The sequence below is a fragment of the Collinsella sp. CLA-ER-H10 genome (assembly GCF_040092475.1).
Taxonomy (GTDB): Bacteria; Actinomycetota; Coriobacteriia; order Coriobacteriales; family Coriobacteriaceae; genus Collinsella.
Genome location: NZ_JBBNLM010000003.1, coordinates 53074 through 70660, shown reverse-complemented (window position 1 = coordinate 70660; position 17587 = coordinate 53074). Strand labels below are relative to the sequence as shown.

Annotated in this window: 16 protein-coding genes and 4 tRNA genes; 11 read left to right on the top strand and 9 right to left on the bottom strand. The window is 57.3% G+C overall.

Annotation, left to right across the window (positions count from 1 at the left end):
• Positions 1-100: 100 nt before the first annotated feature.
• Positions 101-1501 (bottom strand): PTS transporter subunit EIIC, encoded by a 1401-nt coding sequence (locus AAAX36_RS02625; RefSeq protein ID WP_349073883.1) that lies wholly within the window; start codon positions 1499-1501, stop codon positions 101-103.
• Between the two features lie 9 nt (positions 1502-1510).
• Complete coding sequence (locus AAAX36_RS02620) at positions 1511-2929, bottom strand: glycoside hydrolase family 1 protein (RefSeq protein WP_349073882.1); 1419 nt, start codon at positions 2927-2929, stop codon at positions 1511-1513.
• 151 nt (positions 2930-3080) lie between these two features.
• Between AAAX36_RS02620 and AAAX36_RS02615 the strand changes: the two genes are divergently transcribed.
• The 11 genes from AAAX36_RS02615 to rplA all read left to right on the top strand — a co-directional run bounded on the left by AAAX36_RS02615 (position 3081) and on the right by rplA (position 8727).
• Positions 3081-3914: a hypothetical protein gene (locus AAAX36_RS02615; RefSeq protein ID WP_349073881.1), complete on the top strand. Its 834-nt coding sequence runs from the start codon at positions 3081-3083 to the stop codon at positions 3912-3914.
• A gap of 431 nt (positions 3915-4345) precedes the next feature.
• A tRNA-Tyr gene (locus AAAX36_RS02610) sits at positions 4346-4427 on the top strand.
• Between the two features lie 10 nt (positions 4428-4437).
• A tRNA-Thr gene (locus tag AAAX36_RS02605) sits at positions 4438-4513 on the top strand.
• Between the two features lie 3 nt (positions 4514-4516).
• Positions 4517-4593: transfer RNA gene (locus tag AAAX36_RS02600), tRNA-Met, on the top strand.
• 96 nt (positions 4594-4689) lie between these two features.
• Complete coding sequence (gene tuf, locus AAAX36_RS02595) at positions 4690-5880, top strand: elongation factor Tu (protein ID WP_035137538.1); 1191 nt, start codon at positions 4690-4692, stop codon at positions 5878-5880.
• 279 nt (positions 5881-6159) lie between these two features.
• Complete coding sequence (gene rpmG, locus AAAX36_RS02590) at positions 6160-6309, top strand: 50S ribosomal protein L33 (protein WP_022093895.1); 150 nt, start codon at positions 6160-6162, stop codon at positions 6307-6309.
• Between the two features lie 13 nt (positions 6310-6322).
• Positions 6323-6398: transfer RNA gene (locus AAAX36_RS02585), tRNA-Trp, on the top strand.
• Positions 6399-6474: 76 nt separating this feature from the next.
• Positions 6475-6813, top strand: a complete 339-nt coding sequence (gene secE / locus AAAX36_RS02580; protein ID WP_006234983.1) for a preprotein translocase subunit SecE — start codon at positions 6475-6477, stop codon at positions 6811-6813.
• A 3-nt stretch (positions 6814-6816) separates the two neighbouring features.
• Positions 6817-7353, top strand: coding sequence for a transcription termination/antitermination protein NusG (gene nusG, locus AAAX36_RS02575; RefSeq protein WP_006234984.1), 537 nt, complete (start codon positions 6817-6819; stop codon positions 7351-7353).
• Positions 7354-7473: 120 nt separating this feature from the next.
• Positions 7474-7902, top strand: coding sequence for a 50S ribosomal protein L11 (rplK, locus tag AAAX36_RS02570; RefSeq protein WP_022093893.1), 429 nt, complete (start codon positions 7474-7476; stop codon positions 7900-7902).
• Between the two features lie 117 nt (positions 7903-8019).
• A complete protein-coding gene (gene rplA / locus AAAX36_RS02565; protein ID WP_022093892.1) occupies positions 8020-8727 on the top strand; it encodes a 50S ribosomal protein L1 in 708 nt (235 codons plus the stop codon).
• Between the two features lie 127 nt (positions 8728-8854).
• Here rplA and AAAX36_RS02560 read toward each other — a convergent pair whose 3' ends face one another.
• From AAAX36_RS02560 to AAAX36_RS02530, 7 genes are all read right to left on the bottom strand, one after another.
• Positions 8855-9565, bottom strand: a complete 711-nt coding sequence (locus AAAX36_RS02560; RefSeq protein ID WP_117563789.1) for a metallophosphoesterase — start codon at positions 9563-9565, stop codon at positions 8855-8857.
• Complete coding sequence (locus AAAX36_RS02555) at positions 9562-11478, bottom strand: BMP family ABC transporter substrate-binding protein (protein ID WP_349073880.1); 1917 nt, start codon at positions 11476-11478, stop codon at positions 9562-9564. Before AAAX36_RS02555 ends, AAAX36_RS02560 begins: the two co-directional genes overlap by 4 nt.
• 93 nt (positions 11479-11571) lie before the next feature.
• The gene (locus AAAX36_RS02550) at positions 11572-12339 is read right to left on the bottom strand and encodes a mechanosensitive ion channel domain-containing protein (RefSeq protein WP_195239368.1); all 768 of its coding nucleotides are present in this window, start codon (positions 12337-12339) and stop codon (positions 11572-11574) included.
• 129 nt (positions 12340-12468) lie between these two features.
• Positions 12469-14493, bottom strand: coding sequence for a 5'-nucleotidase C-terminal domain-containing protein (locus tag AAAX36_RS02545; protein ID WP_349073879.1), 2025 nt, complete (start codon positions 14491-14493; stop codon positions 12469-12471).
• Between the two features lie 158 nt (positions 14494-14651).
• Positions 14652-15446, bottom strand: coding sequence for an ATP-binding cassette domain-containing protein (locus tag AAAX36_RS02540; RefSeq protein WP_055250279.1), 795 nt, complete (start codon positions 15444-15446; stop codon positions 14652-14654).
• Positions 15439-16362, bottom strand: a complete 924-nt coding sequence (locus AAAX36_RS02535) for an ABC transporter permease (protein WP_138374757.1) — start codon at positions 16360-16362, stop codon at positions 15439-15441. The genes AAAX36_RS02540 and AAAX36_RS02535 overlap by 8 nt, the downstream gene beginning before the upstream one ends.
• A 203-nt stretch (positions 16363-16565) precedes the next feature.
• Positions 16566-17546, bottom strand: a complete 981-nt coding sequence (locus tag AAAX36_RS02530; protein ID WP_022093885.1) for an ABC transporter substrate-binding protein — start codon at positions 17544-17546, stop codon at positions 16566-16568.
• Positions 17547-17587 lie beyond the last annotated feature (41 nt).

The following is a 17587-nucleotide window of genomic DNA, read 5'->3' as shown; positions in this document are numbered from 1 at the left end:
GTGCCTCAGGAATCCGAATGGATTAATCGAGCTCCTAAGGGACTTCTTGGGTTCTTGCTAATGGTCTGCCGAGGGTGTCCCCAATGCAAACAGCGGGCATTTACTCAATATAGTTGGGATTCTTCTTGATAATCACGCGTGCAGCGATGAACGAGACGACGATGGCGATGACGGCGACAACGCACGCCAGTACGAAGTTGCCCATGGATCCATCGGGAGCGATAAAGATCAGCGCCGAAAGAAGACCGGGGCATGCTCCCGCAACATACTCCTTCAGGACGAAGATGCCTGCAGGGAGTCCCGCGCAGAGGGCGCCGATTGCCGTGCCGACAAGCAGGCGGGGACGCTCGATGAGGCAGCCGTAAAATGCGGGCTCAGTTACGCCGCAAAGTGCGGTGACGGCAACCGTGGTGACCATACCTCTCTTCTCCTTGTTGCCTTTCATTGCAGTTGCCAAGGCGAGACTCGTGCCGCCAATGCAGAGGTTTGAGATGAAGCCAAAGATGATGGGTGCCCAACCGAGCTGCGCCAGGCTCGTAACTTCGATTGCGATGTAAGCCTTATCGAGACCGAGCATGACGAAATAGGGGTTAAGGGCTGCCAGGATCGGGGTAGCGATAAATGCCACGTTGTCCATGAGCCATGTGGCGGCATCACTCAGCGCGTAGCCCATCATGCTGCCGGCGGGGCCGAGAACAATCAGCTCAACAGGCACGACGATGAACATGGTGAGTAGCGGCTTCAAGAACAGTTTGGTAACGTCGGGGATGATTTTCTGAAGACCGCGATCAACAAAGTACATGAACACAACGCCCAGTACGATTGGCACCACCGTGCTCGAGTAGTCATTCGTCGGGATGGGGATGCCAAGAAAGTCGAGACCCTCAGCACCGCTAATAGACGAGCTAATCATGATTGCGCCCAGCAGTGCGCCCATGATAGGCTGCATCTTCATGACGGCGGCGAGCTGATAGCCGAGGTAAACGGGTAAGAAGCTAAACGAAGCGCTAAAGATCGCCAACAGGACCTGGGCGGTTCCGCTATCGGTGCTCAATCCGCAATAATTGACCAGGAGATTCTTGATCGAAAGAATGAGTCCGCCAACGATGAGCGCCGGGACGATGGGCATGAATACCTGTGCAGAGACGTTCCCGAATTTCTCAATCAAGCCCATGGCGGTGTTACCGCTTTTAATGCCTTCTGCAAGGTCTTTGGCGGTTTGGGCATCGTCGGCAACCGTGCCACCGCCGACTTCGATTCCCGCGAAGTCGAGGAAGTCGTTGTAAGCCTCGGTGACGTTGGGGCCGATGATCACCTGAAGCTGGCCACCGCTGACTACTGCCCCGAGCGCCTGATCGGCCGATTTGGCGAGCTGGAGATCAATGATCGAGGTGTCTCGTGCGTCGATGCGAAGGCGCGTCGCACAATGAGTTACCGATGTAATATTCTCTTTGCCGCCAACAGCCTTTAGGACTGTTTCGGACATTGCCTGATATTTCATCTCTTTCTCCTAACCTTCCTGCTCCTGATACTTCGAGATAAGGTCTCGGTACCAATACCAGCTCTTTTTGGGGGTGCGCTCCAGATTGTTTTCGAAGTCGATATGGACAAGTCCGTATCGTTTTTCGTAGCCGTTGATCCAGCTATACAGATCCATCGTCGACCAGAGGTAGTAGCCCTCAACGCGCGCGCCGTCGCGCTTAGCCCTCATCATGTGCTCGATGAACTGGCCCAGAAGCTCGATGCGGTCATCATCGTGGATCATTCCGTCTGCGTCTGGTTGCTCATAGGCGCCATGTCCGTTTTCCGTAATAAAGATGCGGGGCGCGTCATAGCGCTCGTGGACATCCATGATGGTTGAATACATGCAACTTGGGAGTATTTCGCGGCCCCATTTATTGCGGGGAACATTGCTGTCGCGGGCGCTTTCAAACAAGGGCGCAATGCATTTTCCTTCGACCTTTTTGCTCGAACCGCCCTTATTGTTCGCCGAAACGGCAAGCTCTCCACCGTGCCAGTCGGTTACATACTCTCGGCAATACACGTTGAGTCCAATAAAATCGACTTTACCGTCTCTGAATTCTTCTACGTCATTTGGGGATCGATAGAGCGAGACGCCAAGTTTTTCAAGGATTTCGTCCATTTCTGGCGGCAGTTGACCCTGAAGTGCTGGTGCCAGAATCATGCGATTGGCGAAAAAGTCTGCGTATCGAAATACGTCATCGGGGTGCTCGGTTGCCGGGTCGAGTTCGACAACGCCGCCATCGTGGACGGCGCCGATGATGCCGTCGTAGCCCATTTGACGATATGCTCGGACTGCGAGTGCGCTGGCGCGCATCAGGTTGTACTGAAACTGCATGTACGACTGAACGTCGAGCGATCGATTGGGGGGATAGTTGCCCAACATGTTTACGCAGTAGCTGTAGAAATGCGGCTCGTTAACGGTAGCCCAGATTTTGACGCGGTCTCCAAAGCGCTCAAAGCAAATCCTGGCGTATTTGCAGAACCACTCTGCCATGTCGTTGTTCAGCCATCCGCCTTTGCAAGCAAGCGTGAATGGCAGATCGTAATGGAACAGCGTAACGTTGGGCTCTATGCCATTTTCGAGGCAGCAATCAATGACCCGATTATAAAAATCGATACCCTTTTCATTCACTTCGCCGATACCCGTGGGAATGATTCGACTCCATGAAAGAGAGAAGCGATAGGTGTTTTGTCCGCCTTCTTTCATCATGCGGATATCTTCTTCATAGCGATGGTAGAAGTCGCAAGATACATCACCGTCAACATGGTTGATGTTCTTATTGCTTGTGTGGTTAAAGAAATCCCACTCGCCAAGGCCTTTGCCGCCTTCGTTCCAGGCACCCTCGCACTGATAAGACGCCGTGGCGGAACCCCAGAGAAACGGCATGTTGTTCACGTTGTCCATGAATCCCCTTTCCATCATTCAACACGGTGGATACGTGTGACGGAATTACGATTAAGATGACGTCAACTGATTTGAATCATAGGAGAACGACCAAAGCTGTTTGATTCAATAAATGAACTATGATTTCGAGGAGAGCGGAAAGAGGAATCACGTGAATATCAATGACTTCGATGTGCTCAATCGCATTAGCTCCATCATCAACAGCGAGTTTGGGTCAAACGATGCCGCCATCGCTCGATATCTCATCGCTCACATTAGGCGTTCGAGCGAAATCAATGTTGCCGCAATAACCCGCGATGCATTCGTGACCCGTTCCGCTGTTCGTCGTTTCTGCAATCGTTTGGGCTACCAGTCTCTTAGCGATTTGAAAGAATCATTTACTCAATCAGTCTTTCCAAGCGACTTAAGCCATCGAGAGGAGGAATTTGGCTACGAGGAGTACAGGGCAGAACTCGACGTTCGCATGATCGAGATGTTCGCTGAGGTTGAAAGCGGCGTGTCCGATATCGCTATTAAGCACCTTGCCGACGAAATTGATGGCCATAATAACGTTGAAATCTGGTGCACCAATAATGTGAGCGCCAATCTCGTACGATTTCAGCAGGAAATGTTTTATGCGGGCAAGATAGTTCGCATAGTTGCTGGGGCTAACGTCGCGGAATTGAAAAACATGGGAGATGCTTCGCAGTCATTGATAATTCTCGTATCGGTCTCCGGGCTATTTGCGTCACAGGCGCGTGAGTATCTTGATTGCCGTTCGGGGAGGAAGATTCTAATTACTGCGTTTAGCAACGATGACAAATCGAGGTCTTTTGACCGTGTATATCGTCTTGGAAATGCGGGAAACGGAATTGACCGACTCGGCGTTTATTCGAAATACGCCATGACCTATTTCTTCGACTTGCTATCGTCGTGTTACTTGAGTCGCTACCCTTGCACCAAGGGGGAGCCGCTCTATGGGTCTACTTTGGTCTGGCCCGAGTAGTAGCGGCTCTATAGTTCTCCCGCCTAGTGAATGAGCGTGGATAATCTGCCACTTTGGGTTCGAAGCCGTGCTAAAAGAGGGAGATTATCCACGCTCGATTTCAAACGGGAGAAAATCCACGCTCGTTCGTGCCGGAAAAGTCCGATCGCAACCTATGTAATAGTGCAAGAGGGTCGTTATCGAGGGTCGATATTGCAGGCGTACTCCACCGTGCCAAAGTGTTCCCTTGGGAAATGTCACCAGCGTAGCGAAATCCACCGCCCTTCATATCTAAACTCAACAAAAACGCAGGTCAAAGGCATATAGATACGCCCGGCACCGTGTATCTAGAGGTTTTCGTTGACAGCCCCCAAGGTTGCATCGTATTATCTTTTTCGTTCGCGGGGGCGGCGGTCCAAAAGACCAAAGAACCTGCGGATACTTGAACGATTGGGAGTTTGCCCGAGTGGTTAATGGGGACGGGCTGTAAACCCGTTGGCTCTGCCTACATAGGTTCGAATCCTATAGCTCCCACCCGTCAAGTGCCTGTATAGCTCAGTCGGTAGAGCACTTCGTTGGTAACGAAGAGGTCACCAGTTCAAGTCTGGTTGCAGGCTCCATCCGGCGGTGTAGCTCAGTTGGTTAGAGCACACGGTTCATACCCGTGGCGTCACTGGTTCGAATCCAGTCACCGCTACCATAGGTAACACGGTGGCTTCTCAATAGTATGTTGAGAGGCCACTATGGTATAAAGGCAAAGTCCCGTCCGGGGACGACCTGTTAAGAGGAGGGCTTTATGGCCAAAGAGAAGTTTGAGCGCACTAAGCCGCATGTTAACATCGGCACCATTGGTCACGTCGACCACGGCAAGACCACGCTGACCGCTGCCATCACCAAGGTTCTCTCCGAGACCGAGGGCTGCAAGGCTGACTTCACTGCGTTCGAGAACATCGACAAGGCTCCCGAGGAGCGCGAGCGCGGCATTACGATCTCCGTCTCCCACGTTGAGTACGAGACTGCTGCCCGTCACTACGCTCACGTTGACTGCCCGGGCCACGCTGACTACGTCAAGAACATGATCTCCGGCGCTGCTCAGATGGACGGCGCTATCCTGGTCATCGCCGCTACCGACGGCCCCATGGCTCAGACCCGCGAGCACATCCTGCTCGCCCGTCAGGTCGGCGTTCCCTACATCGTCGTCTTCCTGAACAAGTGCGACATGGTCGACGATGACGAGCTCATCGACCTCGTCGAGATGGAGACCCGTGAGCTCCTCTCCGAGTACGATTTCCCCGGCGACGACATCCCCGTCATCCGTGGTTCCGCTCTGGGCGCTCTCGAGGGCGACGCCAAGTGGATGGACGCCATTCGCGAGCTCATGAAGGCCGTCGACGAGTACATCCCGACGCCTGCTCGTAACAACGACCTTCCGTTCCTGATGGCCGTTGAGGACGTTATGACCATCTCCGGCCGTGGTACCGTTGCTACCGGCCGTGTCGAGCGCGGTGAGCTCAAGCTCAACGAGCCCGTCGAGATCGTCGGCATCAAGGATACCCAGAACACCGTCGTTACCGGTATCGAGATGTTCCGTAAGTCCATGGACTTCTGCGAGGCTGGCGACAATGTCGGTCTGCTGCTCCGCGGCATCAAGCGCGAGGACATCGAGCGCGGCCAGGTTCTCTGCAAGCCTGGTTCGGTTACCCCGCACACCAAGTTCACCGGCGAGATCTACGTTCTGACCAAGGAGGAGGGCGGTCGTCACACCCCGTTCTTCGATGGTTATCGTCCTCAGTTCTACTTCCGTACCACCGACGTTACCGGTACGGTCAAGCTGCCCGAGGGCACCGAGATGGCTATGCCTGGTGACCACATCACCATCGAGGGCGACCTCATTCACCCGATCGCCATGGAGGAGGGCCTGCGCTTCGCTATCCGCGAGGGTGGCCACACCGTCGGTTCGGGCATCGTCTCCACGATCATTGAGTAAATTAGCTCTTTGATATAGCTGACTCAGAGAACCCGGCACTTATATGGGTGCCGGGTTCTTTTCTGCAATGGATGTTGAGCCGTTGCTGGTGTCGAGAGGATCGATAATGGTCCTGGATGCACCGTCGATTAGCTCTCGATGGCTTCATTGATGTGTTCCAAATATGAATGGATCCACCGAGAACCAATTGACTCGAGGTTTTCATTGACAGCACTTACGTGGAGCTGATAAAGTAACAACTCGTGCCCGTACGGGGCGGAAATGAAAGGTTCAGGATACATGCGTACTCTAGTTACTCTTGCGTGCACTGAGTGCAAGCGCCGCAACTATACGACCACCAAGAACAAGTCGACCATGCCTGATCGTATGGAGATCAAGAAGTATTGCCCCTGGTGCCGTCACCACACGCTGCACAAAGAGACTCGCTAGTCTCTAGTCACATACGCCAGTAGTTCAATTGGTAGAGCATCGGTCTCCAAAACCGAGTGTTGAGGGTTCGAGTCCTTCCTGGCGTGCCAGTCATTATTCCGTAAGCTCCCACTTGGGGGCTTACGGTTTACTCATGTATAAGCGCATTGCGCGGAGGTAACCCAAATGGCCAACAAGAAGAACAAGAAGAAGGCACAGCAGCAGGCGCCTGCCAACAACGCTGCCGCCAACTCCAAGGTTGAGGCCAAGAAGGCCGTTGCCAAGAAGAACGAGAAGGCTGCGAAGTCCAAGAAGAACGAGAAGCCTGGTTTCTTCGCCCGCACCAAGAAGTATTTCGCTTCGGTCAAGTCCGAGATGAAGCGTGTCACGTGGCCCGATAAGAAGGAGCTCGTGAACTACTCGGTCGTCGTTTGCGCTTCTCTGATCGTCGTCGGCGTCGTCATCGCTCTGCTCGATGCTGGCTTTGGCGAGGCTCTTGCTCTGTTCTCTGGATTGAGGGGCTAAACCATGTCTAAGCGTTGGTACGTCGTTCACACTTACTCTGGATACGAGAACCGTGTTAAGTCCGATCTCGAGCACCGCATCGAGACTATGGGCATGCAGGACCGTATCTTTGATATCGAGATTCCTATGGAGCGCGTCACCGAGATTAAAGAGGGTGGCAAGCGCGAGACCAAGGATTCCAAGATCTTCCCGGGTTATGTCCTGGTCCGCATGGAGATGGATGACGATGCTTGGACGTGCGTTCGTAACACGCCCGGCGTCACCGGTTTCCTGGGCGGCAACGGCAAGCCCGCTCCGCTTTCCCGCGACGAGTACAACAAGATGACTCGTCGTCCCGGTAAGGGCGATTCGCCCAAGCGCACCTCGGTTGATATTCAGGTCGGCACGTCCGTCCGCGTCACCGATGGCCCGCTTACCGACTTTGATGGCAAGGTCTCCGAGGTTAACACCGAGGCCGGCAAGCTCAAGGTCACGCTGATGATCTTTGGTCGCGAGACGCCGGTCGAGCTCGACTTTAACCAGGTCGCTGTCATCGCTTAAGTTTTCGTCCGTTCGCGCGAGCGTGCTTCTTCTGTGACTGCTCATCTCAGGAGTGCTTCTAACACGTGCGTGCTTACGATATAGCAAGTACTTCACACTCGTGATTCGAAAGGAATGACCATGGCTGAGAAGAAGGTTGCCAACGTCATTAAGCTCCAGATTCCTGCTGGTGCCGCTAACCCCGCTCCTCCCGTCGGCCCCGCCCTGGGCGCTGCTGGCGTGAACATCATGCAGTTCTGCCAGGCCTTTAACGCCGAGACGCAGGACAAGAAGGGCGACATCATCCCCGTTGAGATCTCTGTCTACGAGGATAAGTCCTTCTCCTTCATCACCAAGACCCCGCCGGCGGCTCACCTCATCAAGAAGGAGCTGAACCTCAAGTCTGGTTCCGCTAAGCCCCAGGCTGACAAGGTCGGTCAGCTCTCCCAGGAGCAGCTCACCAAGATCGCCGAGATCAAGATGCCGGACCTCAATGCCAACGACATTGACGCCGCCAAGAAGATCATCGCCGGTACCGCCCGTTCCATGGGCGTCACCATCGCTGAGTAGCGATTTCTTTAGGTAATGACGGGTTCTCCGACCGGGGCGCCCGTTAAATGTGTGCAATAGGGCACACGATACGATGTGGGAGGGCTCACGCCCGTTTAACCACAGGAGGTAATGCACATGGCTAAGCATGGTAAGAGCTATAACGCCGCTGCCGAGAAGATCGACCGCGCCACGCTCTACACGCCCCTTCAGGCTGCCAAGCTCATCAAGGAGCTCGACACCGCCAAGTTCGACGAGACCGTCGAGGCCCACTTCCGTCTGGGCATCGATACTCGTAAGGCTGACCAGAACATCCGTGGTTCCATCTCCCTGCCCCACGGCACCGGCAAGACCGTTCGTGTTGCCGTCTTCGCCGAGGGCGAGAAGGCCCGCGAGGCCGAGGCTGCCGGCGCCGACATCATCGGTTCCGACGAGCTCGTCGCCCAGATCCAGAAGGGCGAGATCAACTTCGACGCCGCTATCGCTACGCCGAACATGATGGCCAAGGTTGGCCGCATCGGTAAGATCCTTGGTCCCCGTGGCCTTATGCCGAACCCCAAGCTCGGCACCGTGACCATGGACGTCGCCAAGATGGTCTCCGAGCTCAAGGCCGGCCGCGTTGAGTATCGCGCCGACCGTTACGGCATCTGCCACGTGCCCCTGGGCAAGAAGTCCTTCTCTGAGCAGCAGCTCGTCGAGAACTACGCTGCCCTGTACACCGAGATCCTGCGCGTCAAGCCCTCTTCTGCTAAGGGCAAGTACGTCAAGTCCATCTCCGTGTCTTCCACCATGGGCCCTGGCGTCAAGGTCGATCCCGCTGTCCAGCGCGACTTCCTGGCTGAGTAACTGCTAGTTACTGCCTGAGCAAAGCAAGCATTGCTAAAGAAACCCGGTTCTGCCTCGTGCAGGACCGGGTTTCTTGCTATCTCGGGGTAAAACCACCCCAAAGGGGAAAGTGACCTCTTTGAGGTGGTTACCAGGGTGTTCTGGCGGTAGAGGACTCGATGGCCTCGTGGCGTTTGAGCTCGCGGCGCATGGTTTGCGAGTTGAGCCAGGCTGCCTGCCAGCCACGGATGGGGTAGCGCGTCTGGTCGAGCTCAAACTGCGTATAGCCGCAGGCGTTGATGATCGTCGTTCCACACACATGCTGCCGCTCGCGCTGAAAATCGTAACCGTAGCTTTGGTGTACATGCCCATGCACCATGTAGTCGGCCCCCCAGGACTCAAGCGCTGTGTTAAAGCACTCAAACCCTCGATGCGGCAGATCATCCAGATCACCCATACCGGCGGCGGGTGCATGGGTAAGCAGAATGTCGCACCCGCCGACCATCCTAACCTTACGCGACAGCTTACGCATGCGCTTGGACATCTCGCGTTCGGTGTACATGTTGGCGCCGTCGCGATAACGCATGGACCCGCCAAGGCCCGCAATGCGAATCCCTCGGTACGTGTACACGCTGTCTTCCACGCAGATACATCCGCCCGGTGCATGACGTGCGTAGCGGTCGTCGTGGTTGCCGCGAACGTAGATGAGCGGTTTGTTGATGACGGTGACCAAAAACTCAAGATAGTCCGGGTCCAGATCGCCGGCAGACAGAATCAGGTCGACACCCTCAAAGCGCTCCTTGCGAAAGCACTCCCAAAGGCATCGTTCTTCGGTATCTGCTATGGCAAGGATCTTCATAGGGCGGTAACTCCCGGCTCATCGTCGAGCTGCGGAATGGTGCCTACCACGTTGTCCGCCAGCCAATTCATCTCGACAATCTGCGCGCTCGGCAGTGGGGGAAAGCCCTCGATCTGCACCACGCCGTCTTGGCTATGAAGCTCGCCGCCAAAGGGATTGATGGAGCCTTCGACGATGCCATTGCGGAGCAGCTGCACCAGTTTGCGCGTCTGATAGGGCAGGCCTGGAGCGTAGCGAATGTCGATGACGCCGGAGCTCATGCCGTACCAGTAGTTGACGGCGCGCACTTGGTTGTCGTCGCTGGTCTCGTCCCACGTGCCGTGCAGAAGGCTGCGAACGATAAGTTCGTAGTAACGGCCCCAGTTCCATACGGGCATGGCGATGCCGGCGACTTTGCCGTCGACTAGGCGGTGGAGTCCGTAGGCGGTGGGGTCTTCCAGCGACTTGGACATGTCGGCGCCGGTCATGACGCTCACGCCTTCGCGGCACATGGCCTCGGCGAGACCTCCAGCGGGCACATCGCCCCAGGTCAGGATAATTTGCGCGCGGGGGTCGAGCAGCGAGGCGCCGATGGCAAAGGCGTTGATCTCGCTAAGCGCGCCCGAGGCGAAGACCGACGCGTGGTAGCCGATACGGTGGTTGTCCGCCATACTGGCGGCAAGGGCGCCCAGGAGGAACTTGGCCTCGTACATCTTGCCAAAGTACGAACGGACGCTTTGGTGGGGAAGGCCGATAGAGCAGTTAAGGAACCGCACCTGGGGATACTCAACGGCAGCTCTGAGCGTGTATTCCATCAGGCGGTGCGAGGTCGAGAAGATGACGTTAGCTCCATGTTTGACAGCCGTTTCCACGGCGGCGTAGAACACGTCCGGATTGTGACAGTCCTCGAACGCCTCGGTGTGCACGATACCGCCAAAGTGCTCATTGAGATACTGACGCCCTTGGTCGTGCAGGCTGTCCCAGCTCGACGTCGCACAGGGGAACTCATGGATAAAGGCGATGCGCAGGGGGTTGGCCGCCGAGTAGACGGTCTTGCCCATAAAGAAGTTGAGCACGCCGGAGGTGGACTTGGCGGGCGCCTCTTCCTCATCGACACTCGGCGCCTCGACAAGATCGACCTTGTCCTCGTCACTTTTGCCGGCAATGACCAGCTCGCGCCAAATCTTGCACAGGCGGTTTACGACGATATCCGTCGGCGTATCCAGCAGACGGTCCTGGTTGTACACGTTGAGGTAGACGAGCATGGCGTCGGCGGGCGTAATGTCCAGGTGGTCGCCGCCTGCGCGAAGGTAGGCGCGCTTAAAGAGTAGGAAGGTGTGGCGCAGGTAGTCGACCTTTTTCTGCGGCCATTTTTCGATAAGGTTCTGACCGAGCATCTTGGCGAGCGTCTCGTAGCTTCCCTCACGCGAGAACTCGATCTCGTATAGGGGGCAGACGCGCCAAAACGCGCAGAATTCACCGTACAGGCGGCTTTCGACGGAATCCCATGTGCCGGGGTAGAGACGGGTGACCCTGGCCGAAACCGTTGGAGCGTCCAGGAATTTGAGGACACTGACGCGTTTGTTGCCTTCCTGGACATAGAACCGATGCATGAACTCGGTGACGATGATGGGGTCGCGATAGCCCTCGGTTACCTGGATGTCGTAGAGGTTGGACCACTTGCGGGCGAACTCGGTGTTAAACGGCAGCAGGGGCATAAAGTTGCATGAAAAGGCGGACTGACGGCCTTTGGTGACCGTGCCGACGACCATTTCGAGCGGAATATCCCGCAGGCCGACGCTCACTCGCTGACCTAAGGGGAGCTGAGCAACCAAGCTATCGAGGTCCGTAAGGTATGGATGCTCGCTTTGGCTAATGGCGCGACGGCGTCCCTGCTCGCCGCGCTTGCGTGCTTGACGATAGGCCTCTTCCATGGTGTCTACTCCCTTAGTCGTTTAAACAACGATATGAACCATGGTACCACGAATGAAAACCACTACAAAGATGCCTGTCCCCTTTGCGGTGGTTTAGGCGATGATGGGGGCGATGGCGCGGATGCAGGCGTCGGCTGCCGTGAAAGTAGTGCTGTCGTCGCTGACGATAAAGATGATCTTTCCTTTGATGCCAAAGTCGCCGATTTCGCTAAAGAGTACGTAGGGCTCCTTGTCAAAGCCCGAGATGGGCGAGACGGCCGTTTTGGTTGCGCTCGTGAGCTCGTCTGCCAGCACGTCAAGGGAAGCCCACTTAGACGTGTCCTTTACGGCAACGGGCACGGCCACGCGCCCAAAGGGCATCAAATGCACGAGCGTGTTCTTGGAGATGTTGGAATTGGGCACAATGATGGTCTGTCCACAGGCATCCTCAATCGTTGTATGGCGCCAAGTGATGTCTTGGACAACGCCGGATACGCCGCCGACCTCGATATTGTCGCCGGGTTTGATGATGCCCATAAAGGTCACCTGCATGCCGCCGATAAGGTTTGATAACGTGTCCTGAAAGCCGAGCGAGATGGCGATGCCGCCGACGCCAAGAGCGGCGACGAGCGCGTTTGCGTTAATGCCAAAACAGTTGTCGAGGATAAAGCTGCCGCCAATCATCCAGATGACGGCGCGCGCGATGTTGATGAAGATACTCGATGCCGGAAGCGGGTTATCGTCTCGGTTAAGCAGATGGTTCAGGGTCTTGGATACGACCTTGGCGGCGACGGCGGTGCCTATCGCCAAGATGACGGCCCAGATGATGTTGTGGACCCACCGTTGCTCAAAGAAATGAAGAATCGGCTCAAACAATTCCATGTAGGGAAAACCTCCTAATGATCGTTCAACCATGATACCCACCAAGAAGCCCGTCCGATCAAATTCGGACGGGCTTCTGTGCTCGATATAAGGTTTACGCGGCGGGGCTGTAAGGCCCGGCGGTGTAGCTTAGCGTCGACGCTTCCAGATAATACCGAGCATGATGACGATGATGCCGCCGATAAGGCACGCGCCAACTACTGCCAGCGTGCGGTCTCCCGTTGCGGCGAGCTTACCGGTCGTCTTCTTGGTGATGACCTTCGTGGTCGTCGTGTCCGTCTTAGGCGAGGGCTTAGGCGTCGGGGCCGGTGTGGGCGTGGGGTCCACGGCTGCGGAGCCGAAGCCGATGGTGCCGGCGAGCCCGGCCATCTTGCTCTCCCAGCCGTTCTGCCCAATCAGCGCCCTCAGCGCCGCCTCGCACGTGCCCCACTCGGTGTACTTGGTGGCGTGTGCAAAGGTGGGAAAGTCGGTCGTGTTGGTAATGATGTAGTTGTTGGTGGCGACGGTATAGGTCTTGGCGGGGTCGAGCGTACTGCCGTCCTTGGTGAGTGTGGCACTCACAATGCGCTTGCCTTCGGGCTGCGTCCAATCAATCGTCACGTTGATGCCGCCAAAGGAGAGAACGCTGCCAGAGTCATCGCGCCACTTGTACTTGTCTTGCGCCTCCTGCTCGGTATGGCCGGCTGCCACGTAGGCTTGCTGAAGCTCGTAGCTGTGATTGCACTCGTCGCTGATCTGCAGTGAGTGCTCGAGCGCTGCCAGGAAGTCCGCGCCGGTCATGGTCCAGGTCTCCACGGTGTTGCCGTAAGGCGAGATAGCGATGACGTTGCCGGCGGTCACGTTGCCCGCCGCGATGCCGCCGCGGATGCCGCCAGCGTTTTCGATAGCGAAGTCCGCGCCCGTCAGGGCAAGATAGGAGCCGCAAATCACGTGGCCGATGGTCTGGGCCTTGGTGGTGTCGCCCTCCTTGCCGGGGCGGAAATCGGTGGTGCGCACCATTTCCCAACCATGCGTGCCTGCGGCGTCCTCGCCGTAGAAATAGTTGGTGGTGGATGTGCCGAGCACCTTGTTCGATTCGTTTTCAAAGTCCTCGTCGAGCGGCTTGATCTTGTTGCGGACGGCTTCAAGGCGGCTTTGGTAGTCGGAGCCCTTGTCGGGGTCTGTCAAAAGGTCGTTGACGTTCTTGGCGGTGTAGAGCTTCTCGTCGCTGCCGTCTGCAGGGACCGTGACCGTGTCATCGTCGGTCGTCTCGGTGCCATTCGTGTCGTATTTGTACGGAATGGAAAGCAGCCCCACCTCGGCAAAGGCGCTGCCTGCCTCGACAACGTGGATCGTCTTGCCGTCGGCTCCCGTCACCTTCTCGTTAAGGTTGATGTGCTCGTGGCCTGCGATAAGGGCATCGACGCCACGGAGCCGCGTGGCAAAGGTCTTTGCGTCGAGCGTGTGCGCGATACACACAACAACATCGCAGCCCTCCTTGCGCAGCTGCTCTGCCTCGGCATTGATGGCGTTCGCGGCACTCGAGAAGCTGGTGCCCGCGACCAGGTCCGCGCGCAGCGAGGAACCTAGCGACTCATCCATGGCTCCGACGACGCCGACCTTGATTTTGTAGTCGAATGTGGAGTGATCCTCGCTATCCTCCCAGGTGCGATCGAGCGTCTTCGTGATGCTCGAGCTCCATGCGCCGTTCGAGGACGTTGCATTCGCGCAGAGCATGGCGAAGGGCGTGCCGGTGGTGCTGTAGCCGGTCATGGTGCGGAGTTTGTCCGCGCCGTAGCTCCAGTCGTGGTTGCCTGGCGTGGTTGCGTCGTAGCCGTCGGCGTAGAAGGTGTCCATGAGCTCGGCGATGCTCTTGCCCTCGCTCATGGTGGCGAAGGACTGTCCGTGGAAGGTGTCGCCCGCATCGAGTAAAAGATCGGGGGCGCTGCTTTGGGCGCTATAGAGAACCGCCAGTCCGTCAAAGCCCACAGTGCCGGTGCCCTTGCTTGCGTTGTAGCTGTACTTGTAGCTGCCGTGGATATCGTTGGTGTGCATGACGGTCACAGAGCCGTCAATAGCGGCGGGCAGGTTCCCGGCGAAAGCGAGGCTTGGGGTGCCTGCGAGCGCGCCGGCAAACAACGCGGCGGCTAACGCAAGGCGGGGGAGTCTTTTCATGGCAGTTTCCTTAGTCCTTAGCCAGAATGTCTGGTTGAATATCGGATTATCGACATAATATGCGAAAACCGCCGCAAGGACGTTTGCCCCTTTGCGGCGGTTTTGACGTTTGTGCAGATAAAACCTACCAAAATAAACTTGTCCCTTTTTGGCAGGTTTTAGCTCAGCAGCATGCGGTCGTTGGCGAGCTCGCCGCCCGAGACCTCCTCGAACTTCTGCAGCAGGTCGGCTACGGTGAGCGACTTCTTCTCATCGCCCGCCACGTCGTAGATCACGTGGCCTTCGTGCATCATGATCAGACGGTTGCCCAGACGGATGGCGTCATTCATGTTATGCGTGACCATGAGCGTGGTCAGGTGGTTCTCGTCGACGATCTCCTCGGTCAGGTTAAGCACCTTAGAGGCCGTCTTGGGGTCGAGGGCCGCGGTGTGCTCGTCGAGCAGCAGCAGGCGCGGCCTGGTGAGCGTGGCCATCAGCAGGGTGAGTGCCTGGCGCTGGCCACCCGAGAGCAGGCCGACCTTGGCGTTGAGACGCGTGTCCAGACCAAGGTCCAGGCGCTTGAGCAACTCAACGTACTCATCTTTCTCGGCCTTGGTGACGCCCCACGAAAGGCCGCGACGCTGGCCGCGACGCTTGGCGAGGGCCAAGTTCTCGGCAATCTGCATGTCGGCAGCGGTACCGCGCATGGGGTCCTGAAACACGCGGCCCAGGTACTTGGCGCGCTGCGACTCGCTCAGGCGCGAGATGTCGGTGCCGTCGAGCTCAATAACGCCCGAATCGAGCGGGTACACGCCGGCGATCATGTTGAGCAGCGTGGACTTGCCGGCGCCGTTGCCGCCGATCACGGTTACAAAGTCGCCGTCATTCAAGGTGAGGTCGACGCCGGTGAGCGCGCGCTTCTCGGTGACGGTGCCCTTGTTAAAGGTCTTCTTGACATGCGAGAGCTTAAGCATCTGCCTCATCTCCCTTCGTGTAGGAGCTGCGGAGCTTATAGCGCTCCCAAACCACGGGCACGCACAGGGCCACAGCGACAATTACGGCGGAGAGCAGCTTCATGTCGTTGGCGTCCATGCCCAACTGCAGCACGATGGCGCGGATAAGGAAGTACACCACGGAGCCAAAGACGGCGGAGGCAAGACGGACGCTAAACTGCGTGAGGCCGCCGGGCAGCAGACGGCCGAGCACCTCGCCGATAACAATGGCGGCAAGACCGATAACGATGGCACCGGTGCCCATACCAATGTCGGCATACTTTTGGCTCTGGCAGATGAGAGCGCCCGAAAGGCCGATGAGGGCGTTGGAGAGCACGAGGGCGATCATCTTGGTGGAGTTGGTGTTGACGCCCAGAGCGCGGATCATGTACTCGTTGTTGCCGGTGGCTCGCAGCGCCGAGCCGATCTCGGTGCCAAAGAACCAATACAGGATGGCAACGATAGCCACGGCGAGCAGGATGCCCAAGATGATGGTAACGGTGGACTGCGGCAGACCGGTCATATTGCTGACGGCGGAGAACACGGTGCCCTTGGCAAGAATGGGCGTATTGGACTTGCCCATGATGCGCAGGTTGATGGACCACAGGCTGATCTGGGTGAGGATTCCGGCGAGGATCGCGGGAATCTCAAAGACGGTGGTCAGAATGCCCGTGACGGCGCCCGCGATGGCGCCGGCGCACATACCGGCCAGCACGGCGAACAGCGGGTCGACGTTGTTATTGACGATGAGCACAGCGCAGACGCAGCCGCCGAGGGCAAAGCTGCCGTCGCAGGTCATATCGGGAATGTCGAGCAGGCGGAACGTGATAAACACGCCAAGCACCATAATGCCCCAGAGGACGCCCTGCGAAACGGCGCCCTGCAATGCAATGAGCATGCTTCATACCTCCTAGGATAGGGTGGACACGTGATTCACCATAATAGCGGTAACAATGCATAGACGAGTTACGGACAGACGTTTTGTTTTACCTGAAACAAGCAGGGCGGACGCCGGTCTACAGCGCCCGCCCCTGTGGCTCAGATATTGAATAACGCGGCTAAAGCGCGAGCACGGGCTCTAGACGCATGCCGCGTATAGCATTACGCGTCCAGAGCGGAAAGGTCGATGCCCAGGGCCTCGGCCATCTCGTCATTCTTGACGACGACCAGGTCCTTGCTCGAGAGGTGTTTGATCGGCATGTCTTCGGGCTTGGCCTCGCCTTTCAGGATCTTAACGGCCATCTCGCCCGCGGCGTAGCCCAGGTCCTCATAGTTGATGGAGAGGGTGAACAGGCCGCCGGCCATGCACATGCCCTCCTCGCCAGTCACGAAGGGGAGCTTGTTCTCCTTGCAGATCTGGCCCACCTGCGAGGCGCCCGCGGCGATGGTGTTGTCGGTGGGGGAGTACAGCGCGTCGACCTTGCCCACGGCAGACTCGACGACGGACTGAATCTCGTTGGAGCTCGAGACGGTGAAGTCAGTGTACTCGAGGCCCAGCTTGTCGAGCTCCTTCTTGGCGGCCTTGATCTGGACGTCGGAGTTGGACTCGGCGGTGCAGTAGAGCAGGCCGACCTTTTTAACGTCGGGCAGGACCTTCTGCATCATCTCGAGCTGCTCGGCGACCGGGGTGAGGTCGGAAGCGCCCGTGACGTTGGTGCCGGGCTTGTCGTTGTCCTGGACCAGGCCGGAGGCGGCGTAGTCGGTGATGGCGCAGCCCACGATGGGGATATCGGCCGTGGCGCCGGCGGCAGCCTGCGCGGCGGGCGTGGCGATGGCATAAATCAGGTTGACGTTGTCGCCCACAAACTTGTCGGCAATGGACTTACACGTGGACTGGTCGTTCTGGGCGTTCTTCTGGTCGATCTTGACCTTAAGGCCGCTCTCCTTGATGGCCTTGACAAAGCCGTCGTTGGCGGCATCGAGTGCGGAGTGCTCGGTGAGCTGCAGAACGCCGATGGTGTAGTCGGAACCGGCGGCAGCAGAGCCGGAGCCAGAGTTGCCGCCGCATCCGGCGAGCGGGGCGAGCGCGAGCAGGCCGGCGGAGACCAGAAGGCTCCTGCGGCTGATGGTGATGTCCTTCATATCATTACCCCCAGTATAAAAATGGCTGGAAACACTGCACT

Bases quoted from the DNA above. Each gene is read 5' to 3' on its own strand.
- AAAX36_RS02535 (WP_138374757.1), bottom strand. From the start codon at position 16,362: ATGCTCATTGCATTGCAGGGCGCCGTTTCGCAGGGCGTCCTCTGGGGC.
- nusG (WP_006234984.1), top strand. From the start codon at position 6,817: ATGTCTAAGCGTTGGTACGTCGTTCACACTTACTCTGGATACGAGAAC.
- AAAX36_RS02555 (WP_349073880.1), bottom strand. From the start codon at position 11,478: ATGGAAGAGGCCTATCGTCAAGCACGCAAGCGCGGCGAGCAGGGACGC.
- rplA (WP_022093892.1), top strand. From the start codon at position 8,020: ATGGCTAAGCATGGTAAGAGCTATAACGCCGCTGCCGAGAAGATCGAC.
- tuf (WP_035137538.1), top strand. From the start codon at position 4,690: ATGGCCAAAGAGAAGTTTGAGCGCACTAAGCCGCATGTTAACATCGGC.
- AAAX36_RS02530 (WP_022093885.1), bottom strand. From the start codon at position 17,546: ATGAAGGACATCACCATCAGCCGCAGGAGCCTTCTGGTCTCCGCCGGC.
- secE (WP_006234983.1), top strand. From the start codon at position 6,475: ATGGCCAACAAGAAGAACAAGAAGAAGGCACAGCAGCAGGCGCCTGCC.
- rpmG (WP_022093895.1), top strand. From the start codon at position 6,160: ATGCGTACTCTAGTTACTCTTGCGTGCACTGAGTGCAAGCGCCGCAAC.
- rplK (WP_022093893.1), top strand. From the start codon at position 7,474: ATGGCTGAGAAGAAGGTTGCCAACGTCATTAAGCTCCAGATTCCTGCT.
- AAAX36_RS02540 (WP_055250279.1), bottom strand. From the start codon at position 15,446: ATGCTTAAGCTCTCGCATGTCAAGAAGACCTTTAACAAGGGCACCGTC.
- AAAX36_RS02620 (WP_349073882.1), bottom strand. From the start codon at position 2,929: ATGGACAACGTGAACAACATGCCGTTTCTCTGGGGTTCCGCCACGGCG.
- AAAX36_RS02560 (WP_117563789.1), bottom strand. From the start codon at position 9,565: ATGAAGATCCTTGCCATAGCAGATACCGAAGAACGATGCCTTTGGGAG.
- AAAX36_RS02545 (WP_349073879.1), bottom strand. From the start codon at position 14,493: ATGAAAAGACTCCCCCGCCTTGCGTTAGCCGCCGCGTTGTTTGCCGGC.
- AAAX36_RS02625 (WP_349073883.1), bottom strand. From the start codon at position 1,501: ATGAAATATCAGGCAATGTCCGAAACAGTCCTAAAGGCTGTTGGCGGC.
- AAAX36_RS02550 (WP_195239368.1), bottom strand. From the start codon at position 12,339: ATGGAATTGTTTGAGCCGATTCTTCATTTCTTTGAGCAACGGTGGGTC.